The 18362-nt window shown below is 39.3% G+C and carries 14 protein-coding genes; 11 read left to right on the top strand and 3 right to left on the bottom strand.

Going from position 1 to position 18362, the window contains the following annotated elements; genetic code table 11:
* Window positions 1-10 precede the first annotated feature (10 nt).
* From P0Y49_19585 to P0Y49_19555, 7 genes are all read left to right on the top strand, one after another.
* Window positions 11-1675 (top strand): RagB/SusD family nutrient uptake outer membrane protein, encoded by a 1665-nt coding sequence (locus P0Y49_19585; protein ID WEK18980.1) that lies wholly within the window; start codon window positions 11-13, stop codon window positions 1673-1675.
* Window positions 1676-1724: 49 nt separating this feature from the next.
* Window positions 1725-3074, top strand: coding sequence for a TlpA disulfide reductase family protein (locus P0Y49_19580; GenBank protein WEK18979.1), 1350 nt, complete (start codon window positions 1725-1727; stop codon window positions 3072-3074).
* A gap of 17 nt (window positions 3075-3091) precedes the next feature.
* The gene (locus P0Y49_19575) at window positions 3092-5200 is read left to right on the top strand and encodes a S9 family peptidase (protein WEK18978.1); all 2109 of its coding nucleotides are present in this window, start codon (window positions 3092-3094) and stop codon (window positions 5198-5200) included.
* Between the two features lie 121 nt (window positions 5201-5321).
* Window positions 5322-6323 carry an alpha/beta hydrolase gene (locus P0Y49_19570; GenBank protein WEK18977.1) on the top strand — a complete coding sequence of 334 codons (1002 nt, stop codon included), beginning with the start codon at window positions 5322-5324 and terminating at the stop codon, window positions 6321-6323.
* A 124-nt stretch (window positions 6324-6447) separates the two neighbouring features.
* On the top strand, window positions 6448-8082 hold the full coding sequence (locus P0Y49_19565; GenBank protein WEK18976.1) for an ABC-F family ATP-binding cassette domain-containing protein: 1635 nt from the start codon (window positions 6448-6450) through the stop codon (window positions 8080-8082).
* Window positions 8083-8242: 160 nt separating this feature from the next.
* Window positions 8243-9790 (top strand): gliding motility protein RemB, encoded by a 1548-nt coding sequence (locus tag P0Y49_19560; GenBank protein WEK18975.1) that lies wholly within the window; start codon window positions 8243-8245, stop codon window positions 9788-9790.
* Window positions 9791-9800: 10 nt separating this feature from the next.
* Window positions 9801-11450 carry a gliding motility protein RemB gene (locus P0Y49_19555; protein ID WEK18974.1) on the top strand — a complete coding sequence of 550 codons (1650 nt, stop codon included), beginning with the start codon at window positions 9801-9803 and terminating at the stop codon, window positions 11448-11450.
* Between the two features lie 11 nt (window positions 11451-11461).
* Here P0Y49_19555 and bla read toward each other — a convergent pair whose 3' ends face one another.
* Genes bla through P0Y49_19540 form a run of 3 tightly spaced genes read right to left on the bottom strand, consistent with a single transcriptional unit; the run spans window position 11462 to window position 13717 of the window.
* Complete coding sequence (gene bla, locus P0Y49_19550) at window positions 11462-12358, bottom strand: class A beta-lactamase (protein ID WEK18973.1); 897 nt, start codon at window positions 12356-12358, stop codon at window positions 11462-11464.
* Between the two features lie 47 nt (window positions 12359-12405).
* Window positions 12406-13044: a DUF6266 family protein gene (locus P0Y49_19545; GenBank protein WEK18972.1), complete on the bottom strand. Its 639-nt coding sequence runs from the start codon at window positions 13042-13044 to the stop codon at window positions 12406-12408.
* A gap of 1 nt (window position 13045) precedes the next feature.
* The gene (locus P0Y49_19540; protein ID WEK18971.1) at window positions 13046-13717 is read right to left on the bottom strand and encodes a DUF6266 family protein; all 672 of its coding nucleotides are present in this window, start codon (window positions 13715-13717) and stop codon (window positions 13046-13048) included.
* 397 nt (window positions 13718-14114) lie between these two features.
* Here P0Y49_19540 and P0Y49_19535 point away from each other — a divergent pair, with 397 nt between their 5' ends.
* From P0Y49_19535 to P0Y49_19520, 4 genes are all read left to right on the top strand, one after another.
* Complete coding sequence (locus P0Y49_19535) at window positions 14115-14948, top strand: universal stress protein (protein ID WEK18970.1); 834 nt, start codon at window positions 14115-14117, stop codon at window positions 14946-14948.
* 75 nt (window positions 14949-15023) lie between these two features.
* The gene (locus P0Y49_19530; protein ID WEK18969.1) at window positions 15024-16019 is read left to right on the top strand and encodes a DUF4271 domain-containing protein; all 996 of its coding nucleotides are present in this window, start codon (window positions 15024-15026) and stop codon (window positions 16017-16019) included.
* A gap of 17 nt (window positions 16020-16036) precedes the next feature.
* Window positions 16037-16807, top strand: a complete 771-nt coding sequence (locus P0Y49_19525) for a uroporphyrinogen-III synthase (protein ID WEK18968.1) — start codon at window positions 16037-16039, stop codon at window positions 16805-16807.
* Window positions 16808-16975: 168 nt separating this feature from the next.
* Entirely contained in the window at window positions 16976-18343 is a 1368-nt protein-coding gene (locus P0Y49_19520) for an SUMF1/EgtB/PvdO family nonheme iron enzyme (protein WEK18967.1), read from the top strand.
* The last annotated feature ends 19 nt before the right edge of the window (window positions 18344-18362 follow it).

Genomic DNA, 18362 nt, shown 5'->3' with positions numbered 1-18362 from the left:
ATAGAAGGAAATGAAAAAGATGAAATTGATCACAAACAGATATATAATGATGGGATTGGCGGCGGTATTATTGCTGACTGCATCATGTAAAAAAGTATTAGATATTACGCCAGTGGATCAGGTAACTGATCCACTGATGTGGACTAACCAGGATATGGTATTAACTTATACCGGAAACTTTTATGCACAAATGAATGCGGGTTTTTCCGGCCCACACCCTAATTCATCCATCTTCACTGGTAACCTGCTTTCAGATATTACCGATGACGGAGAGGTAAACAGTACCATATACAATACTTATTGGAATGGAGCTTACGATTCAAGTAACTCTCCTTTAAATGGTATGTGGACTGCCACAAGTTTTGGACGTTGGATGTATATCCGAAGAGCCAATATGTTCCTTTCGAAAATTGATGCCGTACCCGGCGATCCAAACCTGAATAAAAGGATGAAGGCCGAAATCAGATTTTTAAGGGCATTTTATTATTTTGAGTTTATGAACTGGTTTGGCCCGGTGCCGATCATTACTACTGCCCAGAATGACCTGGATGAATCTGCATTTGTAGCTAAACCTACTAAGGATGAATTTAATGATTTCCTGGTGAATGAACTCACTGCAGCAGCTGCTGACTTGCCGGTTACTTATGCTACTGGCGACTGGGGTAGAATTACGAAAGGTGCTGCTTTAGCGATGAAAGGACGTATACAGCTTTATGCGGGCAGATGGGCTGATGCTGCTACCACTAATAAAGCTGTTATAGACCTTAAAACTTATGCTTTGCAGGCATCTTATAGCAGCGTATTTGCCAACAACAATAAAATGAACAATGAGGTCATCCTTACTATACAGTTTAATGGCGACAAGGCGCAACGCTCTCATTTATTTGATACATACAATCAGCCTCCAGCATTTGGTGGCAGAGGAGGCACTTTACCTACGCAGAACCTGGTTGATGAATATGAGATGCAGGCTACCGGTTTACCAATTACAGATGTACTATCAGGTTATGATAAAACGCAACCGTATGTAGGTAGGGATCCAAGGTTTGCTGCCACCGTACTTTATGATGGTTCCGTTTTTCGCGGTCGTTCATTGCAATTGTACAACGGGGGGGTAGACTTAACCGTTTCTGGCGGTATCATTGCCGGATGGGTTACCAATACAGGTTATTACCTGCGCAAATTTACAGATGAAAGCATCAATCTGGCGGATGCTAATATTGCTAGTGGTCAGAACTGGATATTATTTAGATATGCAGAAGTGCTTTTAAACTATGCCGAAGCGCAGAACGAAGCTTTTGGTGCGGATGCAACTGTTTATGATGCCGTAAACAAGGTAAGAAAACGTGCTGGAATGCCGGATCTACCAACAGGCTTATCACAAACAGATATGCGTACTGCCATCAGACATGAGCGTAGGGTAGAACTCGCATTTGAAGATGCCAGATACTGGGATGTAAAACGCTGGAAACTTGCCGTTAACTTATTCTCGACCGCAACCAATCCGATAAAGAAAATGGAGATTGTAAGGGATCCTGTAACCGGGGTTAAAACCTATACGGTTAAAAATTTAACTAAACTAAGGGTATTCCAGGAAAAACATTACCTATTCCCTTTTCCAATTACAGAGATAAACAAACCGGGTAATAAAATCGAACAAAACACCGGTTGGTAGATTAATCTGGAACGACAAGGATCAATAACATATAAACACTAAACAACAAATGAAAGGTATAATTTTATCAGCAAGCTTGCTGGTCAGCTCTTTATTTGCCTCAGCTCAGATGAGCCAGATCAGCGGAACTGTTAAGGCAGAGAAGGCAACCATTAAAGAAAGCATTGCTTTAATGAAAATAGAAGATGGTGAACCCAAAGTGATCGCCACTACAAACCTGGCGGAAGATGGCTCATTCGCTTTTATGTTCAAGCCGGCTTATGAAGGCTTCTACGCTGTAGGATCCTCTGATTTGCTAAAAGGTCAGTTCCCGGTTTATTTAAAACCAGGTGATAAGGCTGAAGTTGCCTTTGATAATGTTAATGGAGAGTTTACCGGTGTAAACACTCCCGAAAATACAGTGTTGAGCAATTGGGCAAATCTTACCAGAAGCTTGAAAAGAAAATCAGTTTATTTTATGGGCTCATTCAGCACTTATGAAGATTTCTTCCCGGAATTAACGGCAGTAGCTGCGCAAACAAATGTCTTCAGGAAAACGATTAAAACTAAGAATACGAAGTTCAATGACCTGATGAAAAAGTTGACGTTTTACGACATGGATTTTTATGCGGTAAATTTCCTGCGCACACCACGTTCAAAACATCCGCAAAAGACTGATTATCCTGCTTATTACAACTCAATCGTTGAAAAGAATAAGTTCCCGGATGATGATGTATTGAACACATTATACGGATCAAGGTATCTGGGTATGTATGCCGAGTTTGCTGCGGGTTCCCGGAGTGATGTAAATCAGAGACTGGCATTTTTAACCACTACCAGACAAAAGGGAGAGTATATTCTTTACAATGAAACGAGAGGGATAAAATCATACGATAAATACAAAGCGATAGTAGATCAGTATGATCAGTATCTGCAAAGCCCTAGCCAAAAGAAACGACTGGATGAAATGAGCGCAGCGCTTTATGCTACTAAATCGGGTGGTCAGGCTTCTGATTTTGAATATCCTGATAAAGCAGGAAAATTAGTTTCTCTGAGTGGCCAGAAAGGTAAAGTCGTTCTGGTTGATGTATGGGCAACATGGTGCGGACCATGTAAACAGCAAATTCCGGCACTTAAGCAGTTGGAGCAGGAAATGCACGGAAAGGACATCGTAATCATGAGTGTCTCGGTAGATGAAGACAAGGACAAAGAGAAATGGTTGAAGATGATCAAAGATGAAAACTTGGGCGGTGTACAATTGTTTGCCAGTGGCTGGAGCAAAATTGCCAAAGATTATAAAATTACAGGCATTCCCCGTTTTATGGTATTTGATAAAAAGGGAAACATCGTTACAGTTGATGCACCACGACCTACAGATTCTAAGCTGAAAGAACTTCTGGAAGCTGAACTTAAGAAATAACCAAACGCTAAAAATAAATGAAAAGATTAAATGCTATAGTCCTGCTAGCGGCAGGACTATATTTATTACCAAATGCATCCATCGCCCAGATAGAGCCTTCAAATGTTGAATTTACCAAGAGAATACCTGCATTTAAATGGGTGGATAACAACCATTACAGAGCTTTTCGTGGAACCAATGTAATGGGCATGGGAGGGAAAGAATTCATCGTTGATGTTGTAACCGGTAAGGAAACAATGGTAGAACGATCCGTTGCAGCAAAGAAGAAAGTTGATATTCTGCGAAATGGTGATATAATTATAAGGAAGACTTCAACTGCAAAGGCAGATACCCTAAAGGGATTTCAAACGCCGGCTGTATCACCCGATTCTGCAAATATTGCTTATACAAAGAACAAAAATCTGTATGTGTATAATATTGCAGATCGTAAAGAATGGCAGGTAACTACAGATGGTTCCGAGATCGTTTATAATGGCTGGTCGTCGTGGGTGTACAACGAAGAAATTCTGGGGAGAGGAATGGCTTACCGTGCATTTTGGTGGAGCCCTGATAGCAAGAAAATCGCGTTTATGCGATTTGATGATTCCAAAGTGCCTGTTCATTACATGACGGATGATTCGGGCATTCATGAAAAGCAAATCCTGATTCGTTATCCGCAACCAGGAGATGCCAATCCGGAAGTAAAAACGGGTATCGTAAATCTGGCCAGTAAAAAGATAACCTGGGCTGATTATGATGCTAAAGTAGATCAGTACTTCGGTACGCCTATCTGGGCTCCATCGTCAGATCAGCTTTGGATACAATGGGTGAATCGCGGTCAGGATACACTTAAAATTGAAGCGATAGACCTTGTAACCGGTAACCGCAAGCCAATCTACACCGAAACACAAAAAACCTGGGTTTCACTGGACCAGGATAACCGTGTAACATTTGTACCGTCAAAAAAACAATTTTTGCTGATGAGTGATAAAAGTGGCTGGATGCATATTTATGCGCATAGTATGGATGGCAAATTGATAAAGCAACTCACAGCAGGAAACTGGACTGTAACCGAAATCAACCACATCGACGAAAAGGAGGGAATGGTTTATTTCACAGCCAAAAAGGAAAACTCTACCCGCCTAGATCTTTATAAGGTGAAATTGAGTGGAGGTAAAATAGTAAGGTTGACTTTTGGAGACTATATGCACCGTTTTGAACTGTCACCGGATGCAAAATATTTCATTACTACCTATGCTAATTTTAAAACCCCGGGTAAGATGGTTTTGGTTGATAACCAGGGTAAAATTATCAGACAACTTGCAGACTCCAGAGGAAAAGATTATGAGAAATACCTGCTGCTTGCTTCTAAATCTGAGATCATCAGGGTGAAAACACCGGATGGTTTTGAGCTTCCTGTACGTATAATTTACCCGGCAGGCTTTGATCCGAATAAGAAATATCCGGTTATGGCAAATATTTATGGCGGACCAAATTCATCATTTGTAAGCGATGGTTATATCGGAAATTATACGGAGAAAAAAGATGAACTAAATGATATCATCAGTGTACAGATGGATCATCGCGGATCAGGGCACTTTGGTAAAGTAGGACAAAATTACATGCACCGGGATCTGGGCCATTGGGAAATTGAAGATTACTGTACAGTAATCAATTACCTTAAAAAGACCTATCCTTTTATTGATGGTTCAAGAGTAGGCATCACTGGCTTTAGTTATGGAGGGTATATTTCTGCACTGGCCTTAGTAAAAGCACCTGATGTATTTACTGTTGGTTTGGCAGGTGGAAGTGTTACCGATTGGCATTTGTACGACAGTGCTTACACCGAAAGATTTATGGATAGTCCTAAAGAAAACCCTGAAGGCTATAAAAGTTCAAGCGTATTCACCTACGTGAAGAACTTAAAAGGTCATTTGAGTCTTGCCCAAGGTACCATGGATGACAACGTACATATGCGCAATACCATGAAATTGGTAGATGCGCTAATGGAAGCAGATAAAGATTTCGAATTGATGTTTTATCCGGGGGCAGCACATGGTTGGTACTATTTGCCTCATAAAGCTAAGTTTGAGAGAAACGCTAAAGATGCTTTTATTAAAAAGTACCTCATACAAGATACCAAGTAAAGCATATCTATTTACCTATAGAAGTTTAGCCCCAATAATTAATATCTTATTGGGGCTTTCCTTTATTTGGGTATTCCGAAAATAATTACATATTCTTGTTATAGTTTCTTTAGCCAATCCTATGATAAGAAGAATTTTAGCCATTACTGGCACTGCTCTGGTTGTTCTTGCTCTATTCACCTTTCTGGCATATAAATTAACCCCATGGCCAACAGCAATGTTAATCAGATACTACTTCAATAAAGAAGGCCTAAAGGTTAATGATGCTTTATTAAAGCATGTGCCTGCTGGTGTTTCTAGCCTATTAGATCAGTCCTATATTGAAGGCGATAAGGATGCAAGATTGGATGTCTATTGCCCAGAAGCAATAGCTAATACAGATCAACGACTCCCTGTCGTAGTTTGGGTTCACGGTGGGGGATGGATTTCGGGGAGCAAAGCACAAGTAGCCAACTATTGCAAGATTCTCGCTTCAAAAGGCTATACTGTAGTTGCGATTGATTATTCCCTGGCGCCAGAAAAGCATTATCCACTACCGCTTCAACAAACTAACCGTGCACTGGAATACATCAACGAAAATGCGGGACGTTTTCATGTAGATACGAATCATTTTATTCTTGCGGGAGATTCGGGAGGAGCACACATTGCAGCGCAAACAGCTAATATAATCAGTAGTGCTGGCTATGCCGATTTGATTGGCGTTAAACCAGGCATTAACCGTAAGCAATTAACCGGACTTATTTTATATTGTGGTGCTTACGATGCCGGACAGATAGATCTGAATGGTAGTTCTGGAATCTTCCTGAAGACCGTACTGTGGTCTTACAGTGGTGAAAAAGATTTTGTGAATGCCCCATTATTTAAACCTGCATCTGTAATCAATTACATCACCAAAGATTATCCAGCCTGTTTCATATCCGTGGGAAATGGAGATCCGCTGCTATCACATTCTCTGGCTTTGGCAAAGAAGCTGACTGAATTAAAGGTTCCGCTAGATTCATTGTTTTTCAAATCGGACCATAAACCCGTCTTGCCACATGAGTATCAATTTAACCTTGACGAGGCTGCGGGAAAGCTCGCCCTGGATAGATCGGTAAAGTTTCTGGAGCGAGTTAGCAGGTAGATGTTATGATTTTGGATTGATCATTCGAGGCCATCAAAGCCCCACTGTTTAAAAAGCCTTTTTTCGATAAGAAGAATGGCTTTTTTTCCACTATCTTTGCCCCTCAATTTAATATCCTCATTTCGTGATTAATGTAAATAATATCTCCGTTTCATTTGGCGGAACTACCCTGTTTAGTGATGTAACCTTTTCGATTAACGAAAATGATAAAATAGCCCTGATGGGTAAAAATGGTGCAGGCAAGTCTACCATCTTAAAAATAATTGCCGATGCCACAAAACCCACTTCGGGTAATGTAACCGGTCCAAAAGATGCTGTAATTGCTTATTTACCACAGCATTTGCTTACGCAAGATAATGTTACCGTTTTTGAAGAGACTTTAAAAGCCTTTCAAGAGGTGCATCAGATGCAAAAGGAACTGGACGAGCTGAATGAGCAACTAACCATTAGAACTGACTACGAAAGCGACGATTACATGAAGTTAATTGAGCGTGTATCGGAGTTGAGTGAGAAGTTTTATTCGGTAGAAGAAATCAATTACGATGCTGAGGTAGAAAAAGTATTAAAAGGCTTGGGCTTTGAACGTAAAGACTTTAATCGCCAAACTTCTGAGTTTTCGGGCGGATGGCGCATGCGGATCGAGCTGGCTAAGATTTTATTAAAGAAACCCGATCTGATTTTACTGGATGAGCCTACCAACCACATGGATATTGAAAGTATTCAATGGTTGGAAGATTTTTTAATCAACTCGGCAAAGGCCGTGATGGTAATCTCGCATGACCGTACTTTTATAGATAACATCACCAATCGTACAATTGAAGTTACCATGGGCCGCATATACGATTACAAGGCCAAATACAGTCACTACCTGCAGTTGCGTGCCGACCGTCGTGTGCACCAATTAAAAGCTTATGAAGAACAACAACGTTTTATTGCCGATAACCAGGAATTTATAGATCGCTTTAGAGGTACTTACTCAAAAACTTTGCAAGTGCAATCGCGCGTAAAAATGCTCGAAAAGCTCGAAATTATCGAGATCGATGAGGTGGATACTTCAGCATTGCGTTTGAAGTTTCCGCCATCGCCACGTTCCGGTCAATACCCGGTAATTGTAGAAGAGCTGACCAAAAAATATGGCGATCACGTGGTATTCGAAAAAGCATCAATGGTGATTGAGCGGGGAGAAAAAGTGGCTTTTGTAGGTAAAAATGGCGAAGGTAAGTCGACCATGATTAAATCCATTATGAGTGAGATTGATTTTGAGGGAAGTTTAAAAGTTGGCCACAATGCAAAGATTGGCTACTTTGCTCAAAATCAGGCAGCATTGCTGGATGAGAATTTAACGGTATTTGAAACCATTGATCAGATTCCATTAAGCGATGGAACCATAAAAATCAAAGACCTTTTAGGTGCTTTTATGTTTAGCGGCGATGATACCACCAAAAAAGTTAAGGTGCTTTCTGGCGGTGAGAAAACGCGTTTAGCGATGATCAAGCTCTTGCTGGAACCGGTAAATGTATTGATCCTTGATGAGCCGACCAATCACTTAGACATGAAAACAAAAGATATCATTAAAGGGGCCCTGCAAGATTTTGATGGTACCTTGATTTTGGTATCGCACGATCGGGATTTCTTAGACGGACTGGCTCAAAAAGTATTCGAATTTGGTAATAAACGTGTCCGTGAGCATTTTGAAGATATTAAGGGTTTCCTGGCTTACAAGAAGATGAGTAGCTTAAAAGAGATTGAGAGCATGTAAAACGTTTCTACCGGGTAGGGTTAAGTATTTTTAATCTGTTTCTAATCTGGCTTTAATGTGATGATTGTATACTTGCAAGCTATATAAGTATAAAATTTACATGGTATATATCCATAAGGGTAGAATAATAAGGTTTTTATGGTCAGCTCTATTGATCACTTTGACAACAGCAAACTGTGGATTTGCACAATTGATTTATCAGCCTTATTCTTACCAGTTTTACCAGAAGCTCAATAAGCAATTTTATGATCCTGGCACAAATCTGCATACATCGCTTAAGCCTTATCTAATTACGGATTCAAGCACGCTGAGACCGGCTTATGATTCCTTGATGAACTCAGGTGAAGATAAAATGCACAAAAGTTGGCTCGGTCAGGTTTTGTTTAACAGGCATTTGATAGACGTAAAAAATAAAGACTATACTTTTTACATGGACTTTTTGCCTGATGTTGAGATTGGGCGTGAATTTAAAGAGAAGGAAACCACTTATCTAAATACGCGTGGTTATCAGGTTTTTGGTACCATTGGCTCTAATTTTTTCTTTTACAGTAGTGGTTATGAGAACCAGGGTAAGTTTGCCAATTATGAAAATACATACATCAGTAAAACGGGTATGGTACCCGGTCAGGCTTATAATAAGGGCTCTGCTACAACAGACTGGTCGCTCGTAACAGCATTAATTGCTTATAAACTAAATAAAGAGGTTACCATTGAATTAGGAGAAGATAAAACCTTTATAGGTGACGGTTACAGGTCTGTCTTGCTGTCTGATTACGCAGCTGCTTATCCACTACTTAGAGTTACCGCAAACCTGGGCAAACACGTTCAATATATGGCCATGTGGGCCTATATGGAAGATCAAAAGGCCGTACAGTTCAATTCGTTTTACAACAACAGAAGAAAATGGGCAGCTTTCCATTACATAGACTGGAACATCACCAATAGGGCGTCCCTAGGTTTCTTTAATGCATTAATTGCTGCGGAAGCAGATGATCAGGGGAAATCGCGGGGTTTTGATCTCAATTATGTAAACCCCTTATTTTTTGTATCTTCTTTAGGGCCGTCTGGCACCATCCCATCCCATACGCTATTTGGATTTAATGGTAAATACAAAATTTTAAATCAGACAGTTGTTTATGGCCAGTTTCTTTATGACCAGGCACCATCTGCTGTGAGTAATAAAGGCAGGAAAGCATGGCAATTAGGAGCCAGGGGATCTGATCTTTTTAAAGTCAATAAGTTAAATTACTTATTTGAGTTCAATACAGCTGCCCCTTATACCTATTCGAACCAGTTTCCGATTGTTAATTATGCAGAACTCAATGAGCCATTGGCACACCCCTATGGTGCTAATTTTAAGGAGTGGCTGGGTATTCTCAATTACACAATTGGAAAAATTGATTTTCAAGGTCAGCTTGGCCATGCCAGATATGGTTTGAACGTTAACGGAATTAATTATGGCAAGGACATCGGTTTGTCAGATCAGACAGGCTTACCGCTTTTGGGCAGCACAACCGGACAAGGGCTAAGCACAAATTTAAATTATGTAGAGGGAACAGTTGGTTATCTGCTTAATCCCAAATATAACCTGCGTATAGAGGCTGGTGGCTTGCTTAGGCAAGAAAAAAATAGCCTCTCAGATACTAAAACCATGATGATCACCTTAGGCTTGAGAAGTAGTTTTAGAAACCTTTATCATGATTTCTAATTTGATGACAATGATCCAATATCAAAGTATAAGCGCTAATAACTTATTCAAAAAATGTCTGCTGTTGCCATCTCTGATGCTGTTAGGCGTGTTGATGATGAATATGTCCGTTTTTGGACAGGCTGAATATCAGCCTTATTCGTATCAGTTTCACCAAAAGCTCAATAGGGTTCTTTATTCAACAAAGACCCGTGAACACACTTCATTAAAGCCATTTTTAATGGATTCTTTATTGAAATTTACCACTGATTCTATACTAAATTTTGGTTCAGAAACCAGGGCTTCTGGTTGGGGATACAGAAAATTGTTTAATGAACATCTGATAGACATAAAAAGCAAAAATTCTACATTTTACACTGACCTTTTACCTGATCTTTCGATCGGGAGAGACTTATCTGGTTCTAAAACAACGTCCTTAACCTCAGTAGGTTTACAGATTGGAGGAACGGTTGGTGATCAGTTTTTTTATGCAGTTAGTGGTTATGTAAATAGGGGTGTCTTTCCGAATTACCTGGATACTTATATTAACCAGGTTGGAATTATACCGGGAGAGGCCGCTGCACATGGAGAGGGTGCTTATAATTGGTCCTTTATCCGTGCTGTCGTTTCTTATACACCTTTAAAGTATCTGAATATTTCTGCAGGCCGTGATAAAATGTTTATTGGTGATGGTTACCGGTCTATGCTATTATCCGACGCAGCATCACCCTATCCATTTTTTAAACTTACCGGTAACTTAGGTAATGTAACCTATATGGCGATGTGGACTTATATGAATGATCCGGCATCAACTTCACCTTATCATATAAACAGGAAAAAATTTGGTGTCTTTCATTATCTGGATTGGAATGTGTCCAACCGGTTGTTCCTTGGCTTCTTCGATAATCTTATTGGGTTTTATACAGATGATAACGGACAAAAGCGCCCCTTTGATTTTAACTATATAAATCCAATTATCTTTACTAAACCTGTTAATAACTCAAGTGATAATCCGGATAAGTCCTTGCTTGGATTTACTGGGAAATACAAAGTTAGCGACGGTATAACGGCCTATGGGCAATTTGCCCTAAATGAATTTGTTGCTAGGAACTTTTTCTCCGGTAACGGAGCTTCAGTTAACAAATTCGGCTGGCAGCTAGGATTAAGAGGGGCAGATCTGTTTAAGATCAAAAGATTAAATTATCTACTGGAAACAAATGGAGCGAAACCTTTTACCTATTCAGCCAGATCTGCCATTGAAAATTATTCGGTTAATGGGGAACCATTGGCGCATCCCTGGGGTGCTAATTTTAGAGAGGTTGTAGGATTATTGAATTATTCCTTCAAACGATTTGATTTTGGCGGCGAAATTGATTTAGGTAAATACGGCCTTGATGTTAATGGCCTTAATTATGGAAAGGATATTTTTAAGTTGTATACTTCCCCCGCAAAGGAGTATGGAAACTATATCGGACAAGGCTTATTAACTCACCTGGTTTATTTTCAGGGAAAAGCTGCCTTTTTGCTTAATCCGAAATACAACTTGAGAATTGAACTGAATGGTACCTTTAGATCGGAAAAGAATGATCTGTTTACGGACCGGTCTACTGTTTTTAGCCTTGGTTTACGCAGCTCTTTTAGAAATATATATACTGATCTTTCAAGCTATAAAGTACATTAAAATAGATAATTTTATTTGCTACCTGCATAATCCCAAATTATTTTGGTAATTGCTGCGATTATCCCTTCTCTTTCTGGTGTAGTTCCGTAGGCATCAGATACAAACACACTGATGGCAACATGGTTTCCATTAGGCAAAGTAATGATGCCTATATCATTGGTGGCACGAGTCAGCCCCCTAAAAGTGCCTGAGGTTCCGGGTTTGTGTGCTACAACTGCATTCGGAGGTAGGCTGCCTTTTAAACGTTTGTTTCCCGGAACTGATGCTATCATCCATTCCAGGAGTTTGCTCTGACTATTTTTAGAAAGTACATCGCCCTCGTAGAATATTTTCAATAACTCTGTCATGGCCTTTGGAGTTGACCAGTTCTGGTATTGGATCCAGTCATCTGAGACCTGTACCATTTCGGTGGTTGCAATCCTCATATTCTTTATTCCAATACTATTGATATATTCCTGTACCTTTTGGGTACCGCCAGCAAGACGGATCAGTACATCACAAGCCGTTCCGTCACTTTCGGCTACATTGAGTCGCAGAAGTTCATTAAGGTCTAGGGTTGTGCCTTGCGGGTATTTTTCTCTAATAAGACTTACTCCTCTTGGAATAATTTCTGAAGGATTGATGGCTATTTTTTGTTTTAATGTGAGTTTACCTTGGTCTACCTTATGTAGAATGGACATTGCAATAGGGAATTTATAAGTGCTTTGCATAGGGAAACGCTGTTCCTCATGAAAGTTTATTGTATCTCCCGTTTCCAGGATTATGGCATTGACGCCAATTTGAGCTTTTAACGTTGCAGCTGCCTGTTCGATTTGAGACAGAACATGTTGCTGGGCTAAAAGACAGTTAGTGCTAATACAAAGGCAGATAATACATGTAATGGTTCTTAAAGTGAGCATGAAATTCATAAATAATACAGGGGTTAGGTTCTATAATACAGTGTTAAATATAAAGTTTAAACACATATCAGCTCCCCAACATAAATACTATTTCCTTGTAACTTCCCGTCTTTCGAAGCAAAGCTCATATAGCAATGTACAGTATCGCCAGCGAAATTCGGGGGCACGTCGAGCAAATGACCCTGTGCATAACGATCAGTTACAAGAGCACGCCTAAATGCCATTTTTTTTGCCGGATTGTATATCAAAAAAGTGGCCAGATCAGTATATCGGCAATAGGTAGATTGCCGTTGTGGTAGCCAGTTAAATCCTATTTGTGCAGGTAAAGTCAGCACACCAGGACTTTCAGCCGGTACAATATAACCCCTGCTGTATACCAATTCCGGATAATTCAGTGTGAAATCTGTTCCATCGACTAGAAAAGCATGGTTAAAGTTGTAAGAACTAGCCACATTTATAGGGTCTTTCCCTTTTGAATACTGCTTAAACCCCGTTTTGACTAAATCATCAATACTACCTAAGAAACTGCTCAGCAGGCTAAATTTAGCCTGAGCTTCCAATTGTAATGCTGTTGGCGGTTTATTGCTTTTTCGGTAAGCCCCGGTAACAACGTTAATATTTCTGTGCATACGGGCAACTGACGAACCTGTTTTATTGCGAACGGGACCGTTGATCCCTGATTTTAAGATGCCCATATTAAGTGTTTAATAATAAATGATCGGTTACTTCTGGTTTATTAAAACTGCCTGTGTATACGCTGTTAGCCACTTGCTTTCTGTCGGCAGCGATAAAAGACAAATAGGTTTCCATATATTTCCCTTGTAAACTTGGCGGAAGTTCCAATTCTGCGCTTCCGGAAATTCTTTCATTGCCAAACAACATATACTCGGTCCTGTTTTGATCAGGGAAATAGGCAAGCATCATAACCTGTTCTACTGCTTCCGGCCAGGCTATTTTAGGGTCGGTTTGCCAGGTGAATTGTAGTCCCATAGGAATTTGTGTGACCTCCCATTTTTCTGCAGGCTTTAAAAGGCCTTTGCTTAATATCACCTGTGGGTAGGCAATCTTCAGATCCGGATAAGTACCTTCAATAATTTGACTTTTATTGTGTTTTATCGCTTGATTATAAGCATTGTCGTCCATTAGCTTGGCTTCAATGCCAAAACCCGTTTCAATGAAATCCTTTAATGCGCACATAAACTTACTGGATAGTTTGGTAACCAGCCTGTTTCTCAACTGTAATTCTGAAGGCGGTTTTGTATTTATACCGATTTGTCGCGATACGTTTTTGTTTTTTAGCATGTAATAGACCGTATTGTCTATTCTGCCCTTGAAGGGTCCATGCAGACCATTGTTGATAATTCCCATAACGTTAATAATTTGGTTAGATAAAAAGCCACATTCGAGTGGGCTTAAAAGCACATTACTTAACTAACAGAAAAACAACAGGAAGTGTTTGTAATAAATATGTGATAAATACGGAATGAGTAGGTAATAAATACGAGGTTGCTTTACCCTTCATTTACCTATGCCTTACTCTTGCTTTACCTTTGATTTACCATAGAGGTAAAGAAACCCTAACAATGGGGTAAAGCAAGGGTAAAGCAATCCCCAACTTATTCCGAAGTTATCCCGAACTTATTATGGATTCATTAAGAAGTGTGATGATAATCAGTTATATATTTGACCATTATCATGATCCGATTGAATGATATTGGTAAATTTGTATTCTGTTATTCTACAGTGTATTAATTAATAATTAGCTATGAAACCATTATTGTTGTTGACCGATTTTTCTGAAAGTGGTAACCATGCGGTTGAATACGGATACCATCTTGCCAAACACTTAAAAACGAATGTAATGTTGTGCAATGCTGTTGATATGGCTGGGGCTGCAAATATGTTATGGCCTGCTGAAGCTTATGATACCTTGATCACTGAGAGCGGGAAAGAATTGAAAAAATTAAAAAAACATTTAGAGCGGACTGACCATCATACCGGTTTTCACCCACAGATCAGTTACCAGAGCAAACTTGGCCGACTTCTCGATGTAGTGGAGAGCATAAGACAAAAGGAGGATTTTTACATGATTGTAATAGGAGCGCATCGTACGGGATTCGCCCGGTTTTTATTGGAGAACCACAGCAAAAGTATGATCGATACTTTAACCTGTCCACTGCTGATTGTACCACAGGATGCAGCCTTATCTGATATTAAGAAAATAGCCTTTGGCACAGATTTTAAAAATCATAAGCGAGATCTCGAAGCTATTTATAAGCTGATTCCTATGGCAGAACAAATGGGTGCAAAGATTTTGCTTGCTCATATCCATAAGGGAGAGATAGCGGATATAAAAAAGATGGAAGATGAGTTTTTAACGGAGATTTCTAACAAAGCCAATTATCCGCATATTTTTTACAGTTGTGTGGAGCATGACAAAGCTGATGAAGGATTATGCCAGTTGTGCACCAACCAACAGGTGGATATGCTGGTGATGTTGCATCGCTCACGTGATTTTTTTGAGCTGATGTTTGGCGGAAGTCATACCCATAAAGTAGCTGTTAAGGTTACAGTTCCATTAATGGTGATCCCGGAATAAGCTGTTTGCGGGAATTGCTATGAGTTCAGGTCATGAAGGTAGAAAACTAAATAGTTTTTATCTAAGTTTGTAGCAATGATTTTAAGACCTGCTTTTTTTGTCTTTTGTGTGCTTTTTGCATTGTTTTTTAACCAGGCTGAAGCCCAGGTGGTATCCCCTTTGCCTTTGATCGATACTACAACAGCAACGGTGGCAAAAAGCTATACCAGACGAGTGATAAGGGATTCTGCTTTTTATGCAAGACAAAAATTTGTAACGGACTCTATCATTTCCCATACCTGGATTTTACCAGCCGCTTTGGTAGATAAAAATATCATTATAGACAGTATTTTAAAAGCACAGATATATGGACGTTCAGGGCTGTATACACGCTATAAAGACTATAAGACTTCCGAAAAGGTTAGCCAGTACCGTACAGGTACGCCAGTTCCAAAAGGCAATCTTTGGGTTCTTGGTGTCATTGCTTTACTAATGGTGTTATTTGCTTCCTTAAAAATTTCTTTTTCAAAACATTTACAAACGATTGTCCAATCTTTTTTTAGCAACAGAATTTTAAATAACCTGAATAAAGAAGATAACCTTTTTACTTCATGGCCTTTTCTGTTGCTGTTTGCGCAATTTGGTTTTACCATTGGCATGTTCTTTTACCTGGTTACCCAATATTATCACATGTCCTTTGCCGATAGTGGTTTCCGTTTTTATTTAAGTATCTCAATTTCAATAGTGGTACTATATGTGTTAAAAATTGTTTTGCTGCGACTACTCGGTTATCTTTTTAACATTCAAAAAGCAGTAAATGAATATGTGTCTATATTATATTTAAGTTATTTTAATATTGCACTTATGTTTATTCCTTTAGTGATTGCTTTTGCTTTATCTCCTTTAACCTATGGACCTTATTATATCGCTATTTCATTTATTCTATTAACTATTGTCTTTGTATTTCAATTTATTAGAGCCGGAGTTAATATTTTATCTCATTATCGGTTTTCAAAAGTCTATTTGTTTTTGTACTTTTGTGCCCTCGAAATCTGCCCTATATTAATATTAATCAAGGCAATAGGATTATAACGCGGTAATTAGGTAAAATGCAAGAAAAGACAGAAGATAGGCTACGTAAGGTGAAAAGTATATTGGTAACCTTACCAAAACCGGAAACGGAGAAGTCTCCTTATTTTGATTTGGCTAAGAAGTACAATTTGAAGATTGATTTTAGGTCATTTATTCATGTTGAAGGTGTTCCAGCCAGAGATTTCAGAAAAGATAAAATTGCTTTAGGTGATTTTACAGCAGTAGTTTTTACAAGTAGAAATGCAGTAGATCATTTTTTCAGAATTTGTGAAGAGATGAGGTACGATGTACCTGCAGATTTGAAATACTTCTGTATTTCAGAGTCGACAGCATTGTATCTGCAGAAATATATTCAGTACAGGAAACGAAAGATCTTTTTTGGCAAGCAAACTGCTGCCGATCTTGCTGAAGTATTAAAGAAACATGCCGATGAGAAGTTTCTTTACCCTTGTTCGGATGTGGCGACAGAGGATACCATGAACTTTTTGCAAAAGAATGGATATGATTTCACGCCTGCTGTTTTGTTTAGAACAGTAGTGTCCGATCTTTCTGATCTGGCCGAGGTTTTTTATGACATCATCGCCTTTTTCAGTCCATCAAGTATTCAGTCATTATTTACCAATTTCCCTGACTTTAAACAGAACAATACACGTATTGCAGCCTTTGGTGTAAATACACATAAAGCTGTTAAAGATGCAGGGTTGATTGTAGATATAGCAGCCCCTTCACCGGAGGCTCCTTCTATGATTATGGCAATTGAGAATTATATAAAGAAATCGAACAAATAGGCCTTTGGTATTTACTTTTACTTTAATAAGTTTCTTGTGTGTTGCGGTTGTGACGGAATAAATAGCAAAACCCCCTTGTTTTTTAGATTAGGTCACATTTTTATGACCTAATAATTGTTTATATCAATCATTATTAATAAAATTGTTATAAAATTGCTTAACGCTATTATGAGAAACTTATACTTCGTTGCTTTTATTATTATCGCTGGATTATTTTCAAGTTGTGGAAAAGGAGGACAGGGAGAACTGGTAGGAGTTTATAATAGGAAATTCAGGAATAATAAAATTCCATTGGGGATGGTATATATACCACCCGGAAGAACATTAATTGGAATGTCCGATGAAGATATCAATAACTCGCAAGGCTCTCCGAGTAGGATGACTTCATTCAGTGCCTTTTTTATGGATCAGACCGAAATCTCAAATGCCGAGTACAGACAGTTTGTGGCTTGGGTAAGAGATTCAGTTGCGGTAACCTCTTTAGGTCCTACGGTGGCTCCGGCTTACTTTAAACCTGCACCTAAGGGTGCTAATGGTGCAGCCGCTTTAGGAGCCAATAGAGATATTGACTGGAAAAAAGTAGGCAACGGTTCTTTACTTTGGAGTAAGAAAAATGGTGGCATGGGCAACAAGTTAACCGATATGTATTATAGCGGTGCAGATGCCTTACCAGGTAAAAATGAAATCGATATCAGGAAGCTTAAATATGCTTATAGCTATGTGAGTTCAGACCTGGCTGTTGAAGGTAGAAAAGACCCATCCAAAAAAAGACAGGATTTTATCATTACTTATACCGATAATCCGGATCCTTCAAACCCAAATCACCATCCATCAGTACCTGTTTATCCTGATACGCTGGTTTGGAAAGTAGATTATTCTTATTCTCAGAATGATCCTATGGTGAAAACTTATTTTAATCACCCTTCTTATGATGAGTATCCTGTTGTAGGTGTAACATGGGAACAGGCCAGTGCCTTTTGCGTATGGCGTACCCGTTTCTATGAGTCAGTTGCTTCGGCAAGAAAATTACCTGCAAATTCAAGACCTGAATACCAGCTGCCAAGTGATGCGCAGTTTGAGTATGCCGCAAGAGGTGGTAACGTAAAAACTAAGTATCCATGGGGCGGACCTTATGTACGTAATACAAAAGGTTGTATGCAAGCAAACTTTAAGGTGGGACGTGGAAATTACTCTGATGATGGTGGCTTATACACTGTGAACGTAAAATCTTATTTCCCTAACGATTATGGCTTGTACAATATGGCTGGTAACGTAGCGGAATGGACTATAACTGCTTATAACCAATCGGCAGCCCCAATGCTACTTGATTTTAACCCTAACTTTACGTACGTGGCCAAAACAGGCGACAGCAAGTACCTGAAACGTAAAGTGGTAAGGGGTGGATCATGGAAGGATATTGGCTTCTTCCTTCAAAATTCTGTTGCTACATACGAGTATCAGGATCAAGCCAGATCATATATTGGTTTCAGGTGTATCTCAGCATACCCGGGTACTGATATCAACTACAGAAACTAATAAAAAACCAAAAAATAAT

It is taken from the genome of Candidatus Pedobacter colombiensis (assembly GCA_029202485.1).
Lineage (GTDB): Bacteria > Bacteroidota > Bacteroidia > Sphingobacteriales > Sphingobacteriaceae > Pedobacter > Pedobacter colombiensis.
Note: the sequence above shows the minus strand (reverse complement) of the source record. Positions and strands in the feature narration are given on the sequence as shown.

Excerpts from the sequence above, each read along its gene's own strand:
- P0Y49_19545 (WEK18972.1), bottom strand. The coding sequence starts at position 13,044 with ATGGGCATCTTAAAATCAGGGATCAACGGTCCCGTTCGCAATAAAACA.
- P0Y49_19575 (WEK18978.1), top strand. The coding sequence starts at position 3,092 with ATGAAAAGATTAAATGCTATAGTCCTGCTAGCGGCAGGACTATATTTA.
- P0Y49_19580 (WEK18979.1), top strand. The coding sequence starts at position 1,725 with ATGAAAGGTATAATTTTATCAGCAAGCTTGCTGGTCAGCTCTTTATTT.
- P0Y49_19570 (WEK18977.1), top strand. The coding sequence starts at position 5,322 with ATGATAAGAAGAATTTTAGCCATTACTGGCACTGCTCTGGTTGTTCTT.
- P0Y49_19520 (WEK18967.1), top strand. The coding sequence starts at position 16,976 with ATGAGAAACTTATACTTCGTTGCTTTTATTATTATCGCTGGATTATTT.
- P0Y49_19535 (WEK18970.1), top strand. The coding sequence starts at position 14,115 with ATGAAACCATTATTGTTGTTGACCGATTTTTCTGAAAGTGGTAACCAT.
- P0Y49_19555 (WEK18974.1), top strand. The coding sequence starts at position 9,801 with ATGATCCAATATCAAAGTATAAGCGCTAATAACTTATTCAAAAAATGT.
- P0Y49_19525 (WEK18968.1), top strand. The coding sequence starts at position 16,037 with ATGCAAGAAAAGACAGAAGATAGGCTACGTAAGGTGAAAAGTATATTG.
- P0Y49_19585 (WEK18980.1), top strand. The coding sequence starts at position 11 with ATGAAAAAGATGAAATTGATCACAAACAGATATATAATGATGGGATTG.
- P0Y49_19540 (WEK18971.1), bottom strand. The coding sequence starts at position 13,717 with ATGGGAATTATCAACAATGGTCTGCATGGACCCTTCAAGGGCAGAATA.
- bla (WEK18973.1), bottom strand. The coding sequence starts at position 12,358 with ATGAATTTCATGCTCACTTTAAGAACCATTACATGTATTATCTGCCTT.
- P0Y49_19530 (WEK18969.1), top strand. The coding sequence starts at position 15,024 with ATGATTTTAAGACCTGCTTTTTTTGTCTTTTGTGTGCTTTTTGCATTG.